Origin of the sequence: Peptostreptococcus stomatis DSM 17678, assembly GCF_000147675.1 — a bacterium.
Taxonomy (GTDB): Bacteria; Bacillota; Clostridia; order Peptostreptococcales; family Peptostreptococcaceae; genus Peptostreptococcus; species Peptostreptococcus stomatis.
In genome coordinates this window covers 134,967-149,608 of record NZ_ADGQ01000060.1, presented here as the reverse complement: position 1 = coordinate 149,608, position 14,642 = coordinate 134,967, and the positions used below count along the sequence as shown (strand labels likewise).

Annotated in this window: 20 protein-coding genes; 3 read left to right on the top strand and 17 right to left on the bottom strand. The window is 37.8% G+C overall.

Annotated features, from left to right (window positions below; all coding sequences use genetic code 11):
• Positions 1-4 precede the first annotated feature (4 nt).
• The 8 genes from HMPREF0634_RS06600 to ruvC form a co-directional block, all read right to left on the bottom strand.
• The gene (locus HMPREF0634_RS06600; RefSeq protein ID WP_007789989.1) at positions 5-958 is read right to left on the bottom strand and encodes a cell wall-binding repeat-containing protein; all 954 of its coding nucleotides are present in this window, start codon (positions 956-958) and stop codon (positions 5-7) included.
• Positions 959-1,027: 69 nt separating this feature from the next.
• The gene (gene scfA, locus HMPREF0634_RS09555) at positions 1,028-1,171 is read right to left on the bottom strand and encodes a six-cysteine ranthipeptide SCIFF (protein WP_007789995.1); all 144 of its coding nucleotides are present in this window, start codon (positions 1,169-1,171) and stop codon (positions 1,028-1,030) included.
• 85 nt (positions 1,172-1,256) lie between these two features.
• Complete coding sequence (yajC, locus tag HMPREF0634_RS06595) at positions 1,257-1,577, bottom strand: preprotein translocase subunit YajC (RefSeq protein WP_007790117.1); 321 nt, start codon at positions 1,575-1,577, stop codon at positions 1,257-1,259.
• 55 nt (positions 1,578-1,632) lie between these two features.
• A complete protein-coding gene (gene tgt / locus HMPREF0634_RS06590) occupies positions 1,633-2,751 on the bottom strand; it encodes a tRNA guanosine(34) transglycosylase Tgt (protein ID WP_040565847.1) in 1,119 nt (372 codons plus the stop codon).
• Between the two features lie 75 nt (positions 2,752-2,826).
• Complete coding sequence (queA, locus tag HMPREF0634_RS06585; protein ID WP_007790009.1) at positions 2,827-3,852, bottom strand: tRNA preQ1(34) S-adenosylmethionine ribosyltransferase-isomerase QueA; 1,026 nt, start codon at positions 3,850-3,852, stop codon at positions 2,827-2,829.
• 15 nt (positions 3,853-3,867) lie between these two features.
• Positions 3,868-4,881, bottom strand: coding sequence for a Holliday junction branch migration DNA helicase RuvB (gene ruvB / locus HMPREF0634_RS06580; RefSeq protein ID WP_007790131.1), 1,014 nt, complete (start codon positions 4,879-4,881; stop codon positions 3,868-3,870).
• 15 nt (positions 4,882-4,896) lie between these two features.
• Positions 4,897-5,508 (bottom strand): Holliday junction branch migration protein RuvA, encoded by a 612-nt coding sequence (ruvA, locus tag HMPREF0634_RS06575; protein ID WP_007790019.1) that lies wholly within the window; start codon positions 5,506-5,508, stop codon positions 4,897-4,899.
• A gap of 14 nt (positions 5,509-5,522) precedes the next feature.
• Positions 5,523-6,020: a crossover junction endodeoxyribonuclease RuvC gene (ruvC, locus tag HMPREF0634_RS06570; protein ID WP_007790174.1), complete on the bottom strand. Its 498-nt coding sequence runs from the start codon at positions 6,018-6,020 to the stop codon at positions 5,523-5,525.
• Between the two features lie 226 nt (positions 6,021-6,246).
• On the opposite strand from ruvC, the gene HMPREF0634_RS06565 reads away from it, so the two are divergent.
• Positions 6,247-6,813 (top strand): helix-turn-helix domain-containing protein, encoded by a 567-nt coding sequence (locus tag HMPREF0634_RS06565; protein WP_007789935.1) that lies wholly within the window; start codon positions 6,247-6,249, stop codon positions 6,811-6,813.
• A 237-nt stretch (positions 6,814-7,050) separates the two neighbouring features.
• Here the strand turns inward: HMPREF0634_RS06565 and HMPREF0634_RS06560 are convergent, their stop codons facing one another.
• Positions 7,051-7,692, bottom strand: a complete 642-nt coding sequence (locus HMPREF0634_RS06560; protein ID WP_007789927.1) for a 3D domain-containing protein — start codon at positions 7,690-7,692, stop codon at positions 7,051-7,053.
• A gap of 556 nt (positions 7,693-8,248) precedes the next feature.
• Between HMPREF0634_RS06560 and HMPREF0634_RS06555 the strand changes: the two genes are divergently transcribed.
• On the top strand, positions 8,249-8,590 hold the full coding sequence (locus tag HMPREF0634_RS06555) for a hypothetical protein (protein ID WP_007790052.1): 342 nt from the start codon (positions 8,249-8,251) through the stop codon (positions 8,588-8,590).
• 169 nt (positions 8,591-8,759) lie between these two features.
• Here the strand turns inward: HMPREF0634_RS06555 and rplT are convergent, their stop codons facing one another.
• The 4 genes from rplT to HMPREF0634_RS06535 all read right to left on the bottom strand — a co-directional run bounded on the left by rplT (position 8,760) and on the right by HMPREF0634_RS06535 (position 10,975).
• A complete protein-coding gene (gene rplT, locus HMPREF0634_RS06550; protein WP_007789936.1) occupies positions 8,760-9,116 on the bottom strand; it encodes a 50S ribosomal protein L20 in 357 nt (118 codons plus the stop codon).
• 24 nt (positions 9,117-9,140) lie between these two features.
• Positions 9,141-9,338 (bottom strand): 50S ribosomal protein L35, encoded by a 198-nt coding sequence (gene rpmI / locus HMPREF0634_RS06545; RefSeq protein WP_007790110.1) that lies wholly within the window; start codon positions 9,336-9,338, stop codon positions 9,141-9,143.
• A gap of 26 nt (positions 9,339-9,364) precedes the next feature.
• Positions 9,365-9,823 carry a translation initiation factor IF-3 gene (gene infC, locus HMPREF0634_RS06540; protein ID WP_007790088.1) on the bottom strand — a complete coding sequence of 153 codons (459 nt, stop codon included), beginning with the start codon at positions 9,821-9,823 and terminating at the stop codon, positions 9,365-9,367.
• 288 nt (positions 9,824-10,111) lie between these two features.
• On the bottom strand, positions 10,112-10,975 hold the full coding sequence (locus HMPREF0634_RS06535) for a methionyl aminopeptidase (RefSeq protein ID WP_007789974.1): 864 nt from the start codon (positions 10,973-10,975) through the stop codon (positions 10,112-10,114).
• Between the two features lie 278 nt (positions 10,976-11,253).
• On the opposite strand from HMPREF0634_RS06535, the gene HMPREF0634_RS06530 reads away from it, so the two are divergent.
• A complete protein-coding gene (locus HMPREF0634_RS06530) occupies positions 11,254-11,856 on the top strand; it encodes an ECF transporter S component (RefSeq protein ID WP_007790083.1) in 603 nt (200 codons plus the stop codon).
• Positions 11,857-11,985: 129 nt separating this feature from the next.
• On the opposite strand, the gene HMPREF0634_RS06525 is transcribed toward HMPREF0634_RS06530, so the two are convergent.
• From HMPREF0634_RS06525 to HMPREF0634_RS06510, 4 genes are all read right to left on the bottom strand, one after another.
• A complete protein-coding gene (locus HMPREF0634_RS06525) occupies positions 11,986-12,546 on the bottom strand; it encodes a chromate transporter (protein ID WP_007790063.1) in 561 nt (186 codons plus the stop codon).
• Positions 12,547-13,095: a chromate transporter gene (locus HMPREF0634_RS06520; protein ID WP_007790013.1), complete on the bottom strand. Its 549-nt coding sequence runs from the start codon at positions 13,093-13,095 to the stop codon at positions 12,547-12,549.
• Between the two features lie 41 nt (positions 13,096-13,136).
• Positions 13,137-13,325 (bottom strand): rubredoxin, encoded by a 189-nt coding sequence (locus HMPREF0634_RS06515; protein ID WP_007790168.1) that lies wholly within the window; start codon positions 13,323-13,325, stop codon positions 13,137-13,139.
• A 189-nt stretch (positions 13,326-13,514) separates the two neighbouring features.
• On the bottom strand, positions 13,515-14,615 hold the full coding sequence (locus HMPREF0634_RS06510) for a glycerol dehydrogenase (RefSeq protein WP_007789923.1): 1,101 nt from the start codon (positions 14,613-14,615) through the stop codon (positions 13,515-13,517).
• Between the last annotated feature and the right edge of the window lie 27 nt (positions 14,616-14,642).

The window sequence follows — 14,642 nt, the reverse complement described above, 5'->3', positions numbered from 1 at the left end:
AATTCTACCTATTTGTCTCAGCCGCACACTTAGTCAATACGCTTTGACTGATTCCTCCCAAAGATATTAAGGATTTAGCACCTCTTAGTACTGACTTGTCACTGTTAGCACTAACTAGTACTATTGGGGCATTATTTCTACCTGCTAGAGGTCCACCTGTCAAGGCATCGACTAGCTTATAACCATCACTTAATATGTACTTGTATGGTGTATCCCTGTAGAATGTTCTTATTACCTGTGTATTTGTCAGATACCTACTGTTACCACTAACCCTTACAGCACCTAGTGAACTTACAAGTCTAGATGATATAGAGTCAACACCACCTATTGCATATACATTCTTAGTAGTTTCTGATATAGTTCTGGCTGTACTACTTATACTAGTTCCGTTAGTAAGTAGGATAGGTTCACCATCCCTGGCCGCAACGGCAGAGATACTCATGGCATCTGCCTCTCCCCTACTTCCATTTGCTATAAATACCTTACCAACAGCCCCCTTTATACTTAAAATCTCGTTGGCAACATTATTACTAGTTTCATACCTGTTCTGACCACCAATTCTCTTAACTGTAAAGCCTCCCTGGCTCCTTAGTCTATTTTCTATATCAGAACTCACAGAATCATTAGAACCTATAATATATATTTTCTTAGCAATCTCCATTCTTAACTGTGCTTCATTTGGTATGCTATCTTTATGTACCAAAAGTATAGGTGCTTTTATTACACCTGCCAAACCACTGGCACTCAAGCCATCTGCCAACTTGTTCTTGTCAGCATTTACCAATATTACCGAGTCATATAGGCCATATTCCCCAGCTATACCACTGGCTGTGGCATACCTATCATTTCCCTTTATCTGCTGTATTTCACTATATGACAAGGCACTAGCAGATGCCAAACTACAAGCCAACATAGTTAGTGATAATACTAGGGATGCCGCTCTTTTCCTAAGTTTCATCTTTTTACCTCCCCTTTTTCTATTGATACGAAAAGACAGCCATAAAGGCTGTCTTCTACTTTTCGAATACTATCTTTCGCACTCTTGGTTAGCAACTGTACAAGAAGTCTTGCAAGCAGACTGGCAAGAAGTCTGGCATTCACCACATCCGCCCTTTGCTGCACTTTCCTTTAAAGTAGCCTTTGAAAGAGTTTTTACATGTTTTTTCTCCATGATAATCCCTCCAAAATAATTTTTCTCCTCTCATTATACCATATATATGGTAAATTGAGTAGTATTTTTCACATACCACCTGGTATTACTGTTCCAACTTTTCTTCTACTTCAACAGCTTCTTCGTCCTTGGCTGCCTTTTCAATAACCCTACCTATAGCCCATTTCTCGAATGGAACCTTAGTTCTATTTGGACCTAATTCAAGTATTATTCTATCTTCTTCAACCCTTGTTACCTTGGCTATTATACCACCAACTGTAATAACAGTATCACCCTTATCAATAGAATTTCTCATCTCATTAAGTTTCTTTTCCTTTTGTTTTTGTGGTCTTATTAGTATGAAATAGAATATTACGAATATCAATATCCAAATACCAATTCCCATGATCATCTGATTCTGTGGCATTTTATACCCTCCTTTATATTAAATCATATATGTTATATTATAAACCATCTAGATATTATTTACCATAATATTTTTCAAAGAAGTCCTTTTTGTAGTCCAAAAGTCTATCTTCTCTTATGGCCTCTCTTACATTCTCCATCAACTTTAACAAGAAGTGTAAATTATGGATTGTAAGAAGTCTTGCCCCCAGGATTTCATTACACTTTATCAGGTGTCTCAGGTAGGCCTTTGTGTAATTCCTACATGTATAACAATCACACTCAGGGTCTAGGCTGGTAAAGTCTTCCGCATAAGAGGCATTTCTAACTACAACCTTCCCCTGACTAGTCATGGCAGTACCATTTCTAGCTATCCTGGTAGGCAGGACACAGTCAAACATATCTATACCCCTTAGGACACCCTCTAGTAGGTCATCTGGTGATCCAACCCCCATCAAGTACCTTGGCTTGTCCTCTGGCAGTAGGGGAACCGTATAATCCAGGACCTCATACATCATTTCCTTTGGCTCTCCAACGCTTAAACCTCCTATGGCATAACCTGGTAGGTCTATAGCTGTAATTTCCCTGGCAGACTGTTCCCTAAGCTCCTTGTACATACCTCCCTGTACTATACCAAACAAGGCCTGTCTCTCCGGATACTTATGGGCAGCCTTACATCTTTCCAGCCACCTTGTAGTCCTCTCAAGAGAATTTTTAACATACTGCCTATCCGCTGGATAAGGGGCACACTCATCAAAGGCCATAATAATATCTGAACCCAGGGCATTTTGGATTTCTGTAGCCTTTTCAGGTGATAGGAAGTGTTTTGACCCATCAAGATGAGACCTAAACTCTACCCCTTCTTCCTTTATCTTCCTAAGTGGTCCTAGGCTGAATACCTGAAAGCCACCACTGTCTGTCAATATTGGTTTATCCCAGTTCATAAACTTGTGTAGGCCACCAGCCCTTTCTATCAGGTCATGACCCGGCCTCATATATAGGTGGTAGGTATTGCTCAGTATTATCTGTGAACCTATATCTTTTAATTCTTCTGGGGTCATGGCCTTTACTGTTGCCTGTGTCCCAACAGGCATAAAGATAGGTGTTTCAATCACACCATGAGGTGTATGAAGCCTACCCAACCTAGCCCCTGTTTGTTTACAGGTTTTTATCAATTCATATCTAACTGCGTACATATATTTCCTTTCATAGTCCTTCTCTATCAAATCACTTAAAAAATGACATATTTCTATGCCCTAAATCCCCAAAAATTATTTCAGGAACATTGCGTCCCCAAAACTAAAGAACCTATATCTTTCTTCCACTGCTGATTTATAGGCATTTAATATGTTTTCCTTACTTGATAGGGCACTTACCAACATAATCAAAGTAGATTCTGGTAGGTGAAAATTAGTAATCAAATTATCACATACCTTAAACTTATAGCCTGGGTATATAAAGATATCTGTCCAGCCACTTTTAGCTTCCAGCCTACCGTCTGGTTTGGATGCAGACTCTATAGTCCTACAACTAGTAGTCCCCACACAGATAACCCTCTTAGACTTGACCCTGGCTTCATTAATCATATCTGCAGCCTCTTGTGTTACCATATAAAACTCCGAATGCATCTTGTGTTGGCCTACATCATCAACCTTGACTGGCCTAAAAGTACCCAAACCAACATGCAGGGTTACAAAGGCAGTCTTTACCCCCTTGGCCCTTATCTGGTCAAGTAGTTGGTCTGTGAAATGCAAGCCTGCTGTGGGTGCTGCAGCTGATCCATTATGCTTTGAATATACAGTCTGGTACCTTTCCTTATCCTCTAGCTTTTCTGTTATATATGGAGGCAGGGGCATATTGCCTAGTTCGTCTAAAATTTCCTCAAAGATACCATCATAGTCAAACTTAACCAACCTTGAACCATCTTCAAGTATATCGACTACATCTGCAAATAGTTTACCTCCACCAAAAGAAAATCTTGCCCCAAGCTTGGCCCTCTTACCTGGTTTTACAAGGGTCTCCCAAGTATCATCTTCATTTCTCTTCAAGAGCAAAAACTCCATCTTGCCACCAGACCCAACCTTTTCGCCTATAAGCCTGGCTGGTATTACCCTCGTATCATTTAGGACTAGACAGTCTCCTTCTTCTAAATAATCTATTATATCCTTAAAAACCCTGTGTTCTATCTGGCCTGTATTCTTATCAACCACCATCAACCTTGAACTAGACCTGTCCTCAATAGGAACTTGGGCAATCAACTCTTCTGGTAGGTCGTATTTAAAATCACTGGTCTTCATATCTCACCTCAATTACTATTTTTTCTTCTTTTCTTCATATGGGATACCCAAATGTTGATAGGCCCTTGGCATGGCTATCCTACCCCTAGGTGCCCTGTTTATAAAGCCTAATTGCAAGAGGTAAGGCTCATATACATCTTCTATAGTATTTCTATCCTCACCTATAGATGCAGCCAGGGTATCCAGACCTACAGGACCCCCATTAAACTTTTCTATAATCGTCATCAAAAGCTTCTTATCAACAAAGTCTAAACCCAGAGAATCCACGCCCAATAACTCAAGGGCTGCCTGGGTCACTTGGTCGGTAATATTACCATCGGCCTTGACCTGGGCAAAGTCCCTGACCCTCTTTAGTAGCCTATTTGCAATTCTCGGAGTCCCCCTAGACCTTCTTGCTATCTCAACTGCACCATCATCCATAATGCCTGCATTTAATATGCCAGATGACCTGCGTACTATTTCAGCTAATTCATCTTCCTTGTAGTAGTCCAGTTTACAAATAACCCCAAACCTATCTCTTAGGGGGTTAGTCAGCATACCCGCCCTGGTTGTAGCCCCAATAAGGGTAAACTTAGGTAGGTCTAGTCTTATACTCCTGGCAGATGGTCCCTTGCCTATTATTATATCCAGACAAAAGTCTTCCATGGCTGGGTATAGGACCTCTTCTACACTCCTATTTATCCTGTGTATCTCGTCAATAAACAAGACGTCATTTTCCTGTAAATTTGTCAAAATCGCAGCTAAATCTCCCGCCCTCTCTATGGCAGGCCCGGATGTAATCCTCAAATTAACACCCATCTCATTGGCTATGATACTTGCAAGAGTCGTCTTACCAAGACCTGGAGGTCCATACAAAAGGACATGGTCTAGAGACTCGCTCCTCGACTTGGCAGCATCAATAAATATCCTCAACTGCTCTTTGGACTTTTCCTGGCCTAAATACTCATCTAGAGACTTGGGTCTCAGGCTATTTTCTATATCAAAATCTTCTTCCTTCATACTGGAAGTAATTATACGTTCTTCATCCATACCAGCTACCTCCTATTAGAATTTAAAGTTAGTCTTCAAAATATACTCTAGGGCCTTCTTTACTATATCTTCAACCCCCATACCTGGCTGTTTAACAAAGTCTACAGCCACCTTTGATTCCTGACCTGTATAACCCAGGGCAATCAAGGCATCTATGGCTTCACCATCGCTAGTAGTTGGCATAGACACAGTTGGTTTTCCAACAAAGTCCTCACCACTTATACTTAACTTGCCCAACCTGTCCTTTAATTCCAAGACCATCCTCTCAGCGGTCTTCTTTCCAACTCCGGGAGCCTTCGACAGGGTCTTGGTGTCAGAAGTCGAAATATATAGGTGGAGCTGGGATGGCGTAGCAAAAGAAAGAATAGCAAGCCCCAACTTAGTCCCTATCTTGGATACAGATGTTAAAAGATTAAACATCTCCAATTCTTCCTTAGAATAAAATCCACATAGGCTGATATCATCCTCTCTCACTATCATCTTTGTGTATACCTTAACCCTATCACCTTCATTTAGTTGGGACAGGGTATTGCTAGATGCATTCAGCTTGTAACCTATTTCATTATTTTCAATAAGCACATAGTCTATACCTATATATTCAACTGTGCCCTTAATATATCCTATCATTTATATCACTCCTATTATTCAAACTTACTTAATTCCTTGCCCAAGCGGTTAGAATGGGCATGGCAGATGGCCACAGCCAGGGCATCTGCAACATCATCTGGCTTTGGTACTTCCTTAAGATTCAAAAAAGAGGTCACCATCTTTTGGACCTGGGGTTTATCAGCCCTACCATAGCCACATACACCTTGCTTTACCTGAAGGGGTGTATATTCGTAGGTTGGCTTGGCATGGTGCTGGCATGATAATAGTATTACCCCCCTAGCCTGGGCTACTGTGATGGCAGTTTTAACATTCTTATTAAAAAATAGCTCCTCTATACCAACCTCATCAATATCATACATGTGAAATAGTTGGTTCATACCCTTGTATATCCTCTCCAACCTCTCTACAGTAGACATACCTGCTGGCGTAGTTATAGCCCCGTAGTCTATAGTCCTAAACCTATTATTTTTATATTCAACCAAACCATAGCCAATAATAGCCAGGCCTGGATCTATCCCTAAAATTATCATAATACCTTCCCTTTATCACTATATGCCTATTGTGCATTACATTTAATTTTAACACATATGAAAAAATATAACAATTTGATTTAATACAAATATTTTTTTATAATATATACCCCTTTTTACATACAAATGTTATAATATAATTATTATTGCTAATCATTGTATTAAGCACTTGTCAATATTGTATCGTCAATGATATTATATAATTTTTATATTATAGGAGGCTATCATGGATATTATTCAACTTAGCAACAGACTTATAGAATACAGAAAAAGTAACAACTTAACTATTAAAGATTTCTCTGACATGTCCGGAATTAGTACTGCTCTGCTTAGTCAATTAGAAAGAGGTGTTGGAAACCCTAGCCTGAGTGTATTGAACTCTATAGCAGATACCATGAATACTAGCCTCTCCTCTTTATTAGAAGAACCTGTTGTTTTAGAAAACCTGGTTAGAAGGTCTGACACCCTATCCACTATTGTCTACCCATGTAGGAACAACCTTGAATTTCAGTTGCTCACAACTAGGTCTACTACTCAGAGCATCAACCTTGTAAGAATAATATTTCATGCTCATTCAGAAACTAATTACCAGCCACTTGGAAAAACCGTTTCTGATGATATAATCCACATTGAAAAGGGCAGTATTATTGTTCAAACTGATGATGGTAAGTCTATTCAACTAAAAAAAGGTGATACTATGAGGATACCACCTGACCTTAGGTATAAATTCAAGAATATTTCTGTACACAAGGCACATATGATTTGTGCCACTAATAAACTTGAAGTAAGATAAACTTATAATTTTAAAATTGAACTCATAAGAAAGACCCTAGCCTTCTAGTCCTCTTGACTGGTCGGTTAGGGTCTTTCTTCTATTCTTTTATTAGGTAATACTTTTTAAGGTCTTGCTTGAGTTATTATCTTTTAAATTTCTCGCCACCTTGTGCTCTCTTCTAAATCAAGATAAAACTTAATTACTGACTCGAAATCTAAATTTCATATTTGTTAAAGTTTTCTAGTTATATATTTACTACCTATCAAGTACTATAATCTCAATATTCCTTCTACCAAACTTTCTCATATTTGAAGCAGAATTCATGAATATATCGATCATTGTACCCCTGATGATACCACCTGTATCGTTGGCTATAAATACCTTGTCATAGTATGGTACATACACCTTAGATCCTAGAGGTATAACCTTAGGATCTACTGCTATAGTACCCCACCTTGGTCTCTGTCCTGATGCAGTAGTAGTATCTCCAGTATAAGCACTGGCATTAGAGATATACTTCTTACCTGTACCCAAGTAGTTACCACTCTTGTCATAGTACTTAACCTTACCATTAGAAGTTGAAGTAGTGTAGTTGCTTGTCTTTGTAGCAGGCACTTCCCTATTGTAACTTCCATCATTGTTAAACTGGTATGTTTTACCATTTATATTCTGAGTTCCTGTTACCATGTGACCTGAAGAATTAAAGTAGAACCACAAACCACTGATTCTATTCCAACCTTTAATGTTCTTACCGTTAGAACCCACATATACCTGTCTACCATTTGATTTAGACCAACCACTTGTTCCTAGTATTGACTTAGCATCTGACATACTTCCTCCAAATGCAAAAATTAATATAAAAGCCATACAGACTATCTTTCCCAATATTTTCTTCATACAATATCCTCCTTAGTTTGGATAAAAAAAGCAAAAATCTCAACTTTATTCATCCTTTCTTTTTTGAATAATTATATTCATTTTGTCTTATCGTATTAATTACACCGCTGTAACTTTTTGTATCATTTTTGTTACTTTAATCGATCCGACTTCTTTATTCTAATACAAAAATTACAAAAAAGCAACCATTTTTTTAGATAAAATTTCATCATCAAGACTGTATATATTGCAAATACTAGTTTGTAACCTTAAAATAAAAGTTACATTTTGTAACTTATTTTTGTAACTTTAACTAAAACTTTTGGAATCACTTCCTGATTTTGAACTAAAAACAGGTGTAAATCTTGCATAGATATTTTATTTTACTGGACTTTCACTTACTTTTAAAAAATACTGTATAAATTTCGTTTTATTTTACAAGAGGATTAAATGAAAATTGCCTAATCAAATAGCCAGAAATTTTCGTCTATGACTTTTATTTCTTCCCCTTATAATATATAATTAATTATAATGAATATGTATTACGATAAAAATAGTATTAGATTGGTGGTGCAATATGACTTTAACAATAAGTATAGACACAATTTTATTTCTACTGGCCCTACTTGGATGTGTAGCCCTTGTAGCCCTTATTATCCTTTTTAGGAAACTTTCAAGTTTAATAAGTAATGTGGATACTCTACTAGTTCAAAATTCTACAAATGTAGGCCTAGCAATAGCTAAATTGCCTTCTATTCTGGAAAATGTAGACACGGTTACCGACAATGTTAAAGAGGTCAGTGAGGTGGCAGTAGATATCAGTGATGATATAAGTACAGCCAAGGAGACCCTAAAAAAGGGAATCGTTAAGTCTGCTGGTTTAGCAGTCAAGGCTAAGGATCATTTCAAAAAGGACTAAAATCGAACGCTATATAATCGGGACCCAAAACTGGGTCCTTTTATATACTCTCTATAAATTTAAGTTGTCTAAATTGACAAAATTACTATAGAAGGCAAATTTACAGAAAAAAATCTATACTCTCAATAAAAAAGAGACGACCATATTGGTTCGTCTCACATTTCCTAAATTATGCTAGGTTTTCTTTAGCAACTGCAACTAGCTTTGCGAATCCATCTGGATCAGCTATTGCTAATTCTGAAAGCATCTTTCTGTTAACTTCTACTCCAGCCTTCTTTAGACCGTTCATGAACTTAGAATAAGACATGTCGTTCATTCTACAAGCTGCATTTATTCTCTGTATCCATAGCTTTCTGAAGTCTCTCTTCTTCTGCTTTCTACCTATGTAAGCATTCTTTAATGCCTTCATTACAAACTGATTTGAAGTCTTGAAAAGCTTACTTCTTGATCCCTGGTATCCCTTTGCAAGCTTCAATACCTTTTTATGTCTCTTATGGGCATTCATACCCTTCTTTACTCTTGCCATTTCTAATCCTCCTAAATACTAATCTTACTTGTATGGTAATAATTGTGCTATTCTCTTTGCATCACCATCACTTACTAAAGTTGACTGTCTCAAGTTCATCTTAGTCTTAGGTGATTTCTTTGTAAGTATATGACTCTTATAAGCCTTTGCTCTCTTTAGCTTTCCGCTTCCTGTTCTCTTTAATCTCTTTGCTGCACCTCTATGTGTTTTCATCTTTGGCATAACAAAATCCTCCTCTCAATATTTATCTATTTCTTTGGATCTATAATTGCAACCATATTATTTCCCTCAAACTTAGGGGCTTTATTTGGTTCTCCAAACTCACTTAATAAATCAATAAACTTTAACATTACTTCTTTACCTATGTCCTTGTGACCAAGCTCTCTTCCTCTGAACCTAAGTTCAACCTTGACCTTGTCACCCTTCTGCAAGAACTTGGCAGCCTGGTTTGCCTTAGTATTAAGGTCGTGATCACCAATACCTGGTCTAAGTCTTACTTCCTTGACATTGATTACTTTTTGTTTCTTCTTTGCTTCCTTTTCCTTCCTAGCCTGCTCATACTTGTACTTGCCGTAGTCCATAATCTTGCAAACTGGAGGCTTGGCATTAGGTGATATCATAGCAAGATCCAAATTCTTTGAACTTGCCAGCTCCTTTGCTTCCTTAGAAGTTACTATACCTAACTGTTCTCCTGTCTCAGAAATCAACCTGACTTCCTTAACTCTTATTTCTTCATTGATAGCTATTTCTTTACTAATCTTAGAACACCTCTACTTTCTTAAAAATAAAATTTCTCATTAGAAATCTCTCTAGTACGAAAAAAAAGACGGATATAAAAATCCGTCATAAGTTCTAAAATAAAACAGCAAAATAAACCACTGATTAAACTTATACAACCCTACTAGCCGCGCTGTAAGGTGAGAACGGATTCTACTTCTTTTCACTACTCGAATAGTATAATACAAAAATCCATCCTTGTCAATCATTTTTATGAATTAAGCTGAAATTATTTCATATCCATCTTCTGTAACCAAAACCTGGTGTTCCCACTGGGCAGATAGACTACCATCCTTAGTATATGAAGTCCAACCATTCTTTTTATCAACAAATACCTGTGGCTTACCGGCATTTATCATCGGCTCTATAGTAAATACCATGCCTGGCACCATCAACATGCCAGTATCCCTCCTACCTACATGGGATACAAATGGCTCCTCATGGAATTCGTTACCTATACCGTGTCCACCAAACATGGTAACTACGGAATATCCCCTTGACTCTGCATATTCCTGGATAGCTGCCCCAATATCACCTATATGGCCCCAAGGCTTAACCTGTTCTAGACCTACATTAAGGCATTCCTTAGTTACTTCCACCAAGTTTTTAGCCTCTTCACTTACTTGACCTACCATAAACATTCTGGATGCATCTGAGAAGTAACCATTCTTTATAGTAGACACGTCTACATTAATTATATCCCCATCCTTTAGGATTATATCTTCTGATGGTATACCATGGCAAACCTCATTATTAATAGATGTGCAACAGCTCTTTGGGAAGCCCTCATAATTAAGGGGGGCTGGTATGGCATCATGACTTACAGTATAGTCATGTACCAGTTTGTTTATGTCCTCAGTGGACATACCTGCAAGAATCTTACCTTCCAGGTGGTCAAGAACCCCCGTATTAACTTTGGCACTTTCCTTTATAGCCTCAATTTCTCTAGGTGTTTTTATGTTAAATCTATCCGGCACTATATGTCCATTCATAGCGTATTCTTTTATCTTGTCATCAAAATCCATGTGGCACTTCTTGTACTTTAATCCACTACCACACCAACACTTATCATTTCTATCCATGTCTATCTTCTCCTTTATATACTATAGATAGGATCCGTCCTGAACCTACCTAACCTGAATCTTTCATATATATTATACCAAATAAACTGAAATATTATAGATTTTTTTAAAATTATTTGCAAAAGGTCTTTTCATGGTAAATATTATCAAAAGAAAATTAAAATTGTATGGGTTTAAAGTCTATTTTTTCACCATATGATGTCTAAGAGTTGACTTTATCGGCCTTAAATTGATAGAATTGTACTTGTAATTATAAAATAATACTTTTAGGAGGAATTATGAAAAACAAGAATCTAGCAAAGCTAACTCAGTCTGCAATACTTGCTGCACTTTGCTTTGTAACATTTACTTACTTACAGATTAAGATACCTGTTCCAGGAGGCGATGCAACATCAATCCACTTTGGTAATGTCTTCCTAGTACTAGCTGCCCTATTAATCGGCGGTGTATATGGTGGACTTGCTGGAGCTATCGGCATGACAATTGCAGATATAATGGACCCGGTTTATATACTAGTTGCACCTAAGACTTTTGTTCTTAAGTTATGCATAGGTCTTATCGTCGGTCTTTTTGCCCATAAAATCGGTAGAATTAATCATACTAATGATTCAAAAAAAGTATTCAGGTATGCCCTATCAGGTTCAATCATAGGTATGGCATTCAATGTATTTGCAGACCCTATAGTAGGATACTTCTACAAAATATATGTATTAGGTCAGCCAGCTGATGTAGCAAGTGTACTAGCAAAGTTCAGCGCAGGAGCAACATTCTTCAACGCTATAACTACAGTTATCATAGCTATGCTACTATACACAGCCTTGAGACCAGTATTGATAAAAGCCAACCTTTTGGTTGACTACGATTTAAATGCAGACAGGTAGTATGTTTGCAAATTAATTAGCACATAAGAATACCTTAATAAACCTATTAAACAAAATAGAGAAGGAAGACTATAAATTAGCCTTCCTTCTCTATTTTTATGCCAAAAGACCCTAAGCCCTTTTCCAATATCATATCTTGAATACAACTCCAACAATACCTGCCAAGACTATTAAAAATATTGGATGGATATTTTTCTTGTAGTACTGTATTAAAAATATAAGTCCAGCCAAAACTAGGGCTGGCCACCTAAAATAGCCTAAAACAGACCCCTTATTAGACATATTTAACAAGGAAATCTGGATAACACTAAAGGCAGCTGCCAAAATCAGTCCACTTGAAGCCGGCCTCAAACCATAAAAAATCCCCTGTACTATCTTTGATTCCTTAAACTTATCCAAGATTCTATAGACTATTACTATAATAATCAGTGAAGGTAGGACCAGGGATATAGGACCTATAATAGCACCAAGAACTCCAAATTGTTTAAAACCTACATATGTAGCCATATTTATACCAGTTGGACCTGGAGTACTTTGGGCAATTGCGACCATATTAGCAACATCTAATCCAGTATACCAACCTGTCTTCTTACCTATATCATACAAAAATGGTAGAGTTGCAAGGCCACCTCCTACGGCAAGCAGGCCCGTTGTAAAGAAATAGTAGACTAAAGTAAAAATTCCTGGCACCTAGTCCACCTTCTTTCTTAACTTGAAATACTGGATTAGTAAACCTAAAATACCGGCTACTATTACCAGGATAAAAGGTGAAACCACACTCATTATAGCAACTATAGCCACCAAAATAAAAATAATAGCTGTTGGTATATCAATAACTGACTTTTTTGCCATATTATAGACTGCATTTAATATCAAGACACATACACATGCCCTGATACCATTAAAGGCATGGATAACTGCCGGCAGACTGGCAAAATTGGTCAAAAAAGCTGCTATTATAGTTATTATAAGAATCGATGGAAATATAACCCCCAGGGTTGCTGATATGGCCCCGGCTATACCAGCTATCTTATAACCGACAAAAGTTGCCGTATTTACTGCTATTACACCTGGTGTCACCTGACTGATAGCAAAATAATCTAATATTTCCTGGTCAGTTGCCCAACCGTGCCTTTCTACTACTTCCTTTTTAATCATGGGTAGCATGGCATAACCACCACCAAAGGTAAAACTACCAATCTTGGCAAAGGCTGTAAATAAATCAATTACTAACTTCATTATTCCCTCCATAATATCAATTATATAGGGCAAACTAGGTCCTATTTTCCTTCCTTTACTTCTTCAAACATCCACCTGCTAGCCGCACACTTTGGACATACCCAGTCATCTGGAAGGTCTTCAAAAGGAACACCTGGCTTGATACCGTAATCAGGTACCCCCTTTTCAGGATCATATACAAAACCACATGGTCTGCACTTGTACTTCTTTAAATACTTTTCTTGGTTCATAATAATAACCTCCATATCTAGTAGATTTAATCAAAACATATAAGGGTACCTATAGGCACGATTTTTAAATGATAACTTATACACTATCTTGACTATAGACCCTACCTCTATTATAGTACATAATTTTAAAAAGTGGAACAAAACCTAAAGGTCTTATTCCACTTAAAACTCTTATTTAACAACTTATGCTTATAGACCTAGGAAGAACCTACCCATGGCATCAGCAGCAATTATAGCATTGCATACCTTATCTTCATTTACTTCAAACGGCATATTATGCATAGTATCTCCATCTGCACAAGCAAGTCTAGCAACTTCCATTAGTTTATTCTTGTCTATTTCCTTAACACCCAATTCTTCAAGTGTAACTGGCAATCCCATATCAATACAGAAGTTAAATACCTCTTCTAATTCCTCAGATGGGGCATTTTCCAATACCAACTGAGTAAGGGTACCAAAGGCTACCTTCTCACCGTGATACATATGATGACACTCTTCTATGGCAGTCAAACCATTGTGGATTGCATGGGCACCTGCCAAACCGGCAGACTCAAAACCTATACCACTTAGTAGCGTGTTGGCTTCAATTACCTTTTCAACTGCCTCTGTGCATACACCGGCTTCCAAGGCTATCTTGGCCTTTAAACCTTCCTCTAATAGGGTATCTAGACACAACTTTGCCAGAGCAACAGCTGCCTCTGTTGTCTTTCCACCTGCACACGATATTGCCCCACTAGCCTTGCATGCTCTCGCTTCAAAGTACGTTGCCAGGGCATCGCCTATGCCTGCTACAGTCAGCCTAACAGGAGACTTGGAAATAACCTCTGTATCCATCATTACTATATCAGGATTTTTTGGTAAAAACAGGTATTGGTCAAATACACCATCTTCAGTATACAAAACTGATAGGGCACTACACGGAGCATCAGTTGACGCTATAGTCGGACAAACTACTACAGGTTTCTTCGTATAGTAGGCAACTGCCTTGGCAGTATCCGCCAACTTGCCTCCTCCAATACCGACAATTATATCACAATCTCCCTGGTTCACATACTTGTCAATGATTCTGTCAACCTCTACCTTTGAACACTCTCTATTAAAATAGCAAACATCCATGACAGCTTGAGAATCATTGAATCCTGCCTCTATGGCTGAACCAACCCTCTTATAACCCGATTCCGTTATCAAGACTAGGGCCTTTTTTCCTAGATTTTCAACATACTGACCTAGCTTTTTTAGCTCGCCTGGCCCCTGAATATACTTACTTGGACTAATTAATATTTTTGCCATTTTATCCCCTCCTAAAAAAGTAATTAA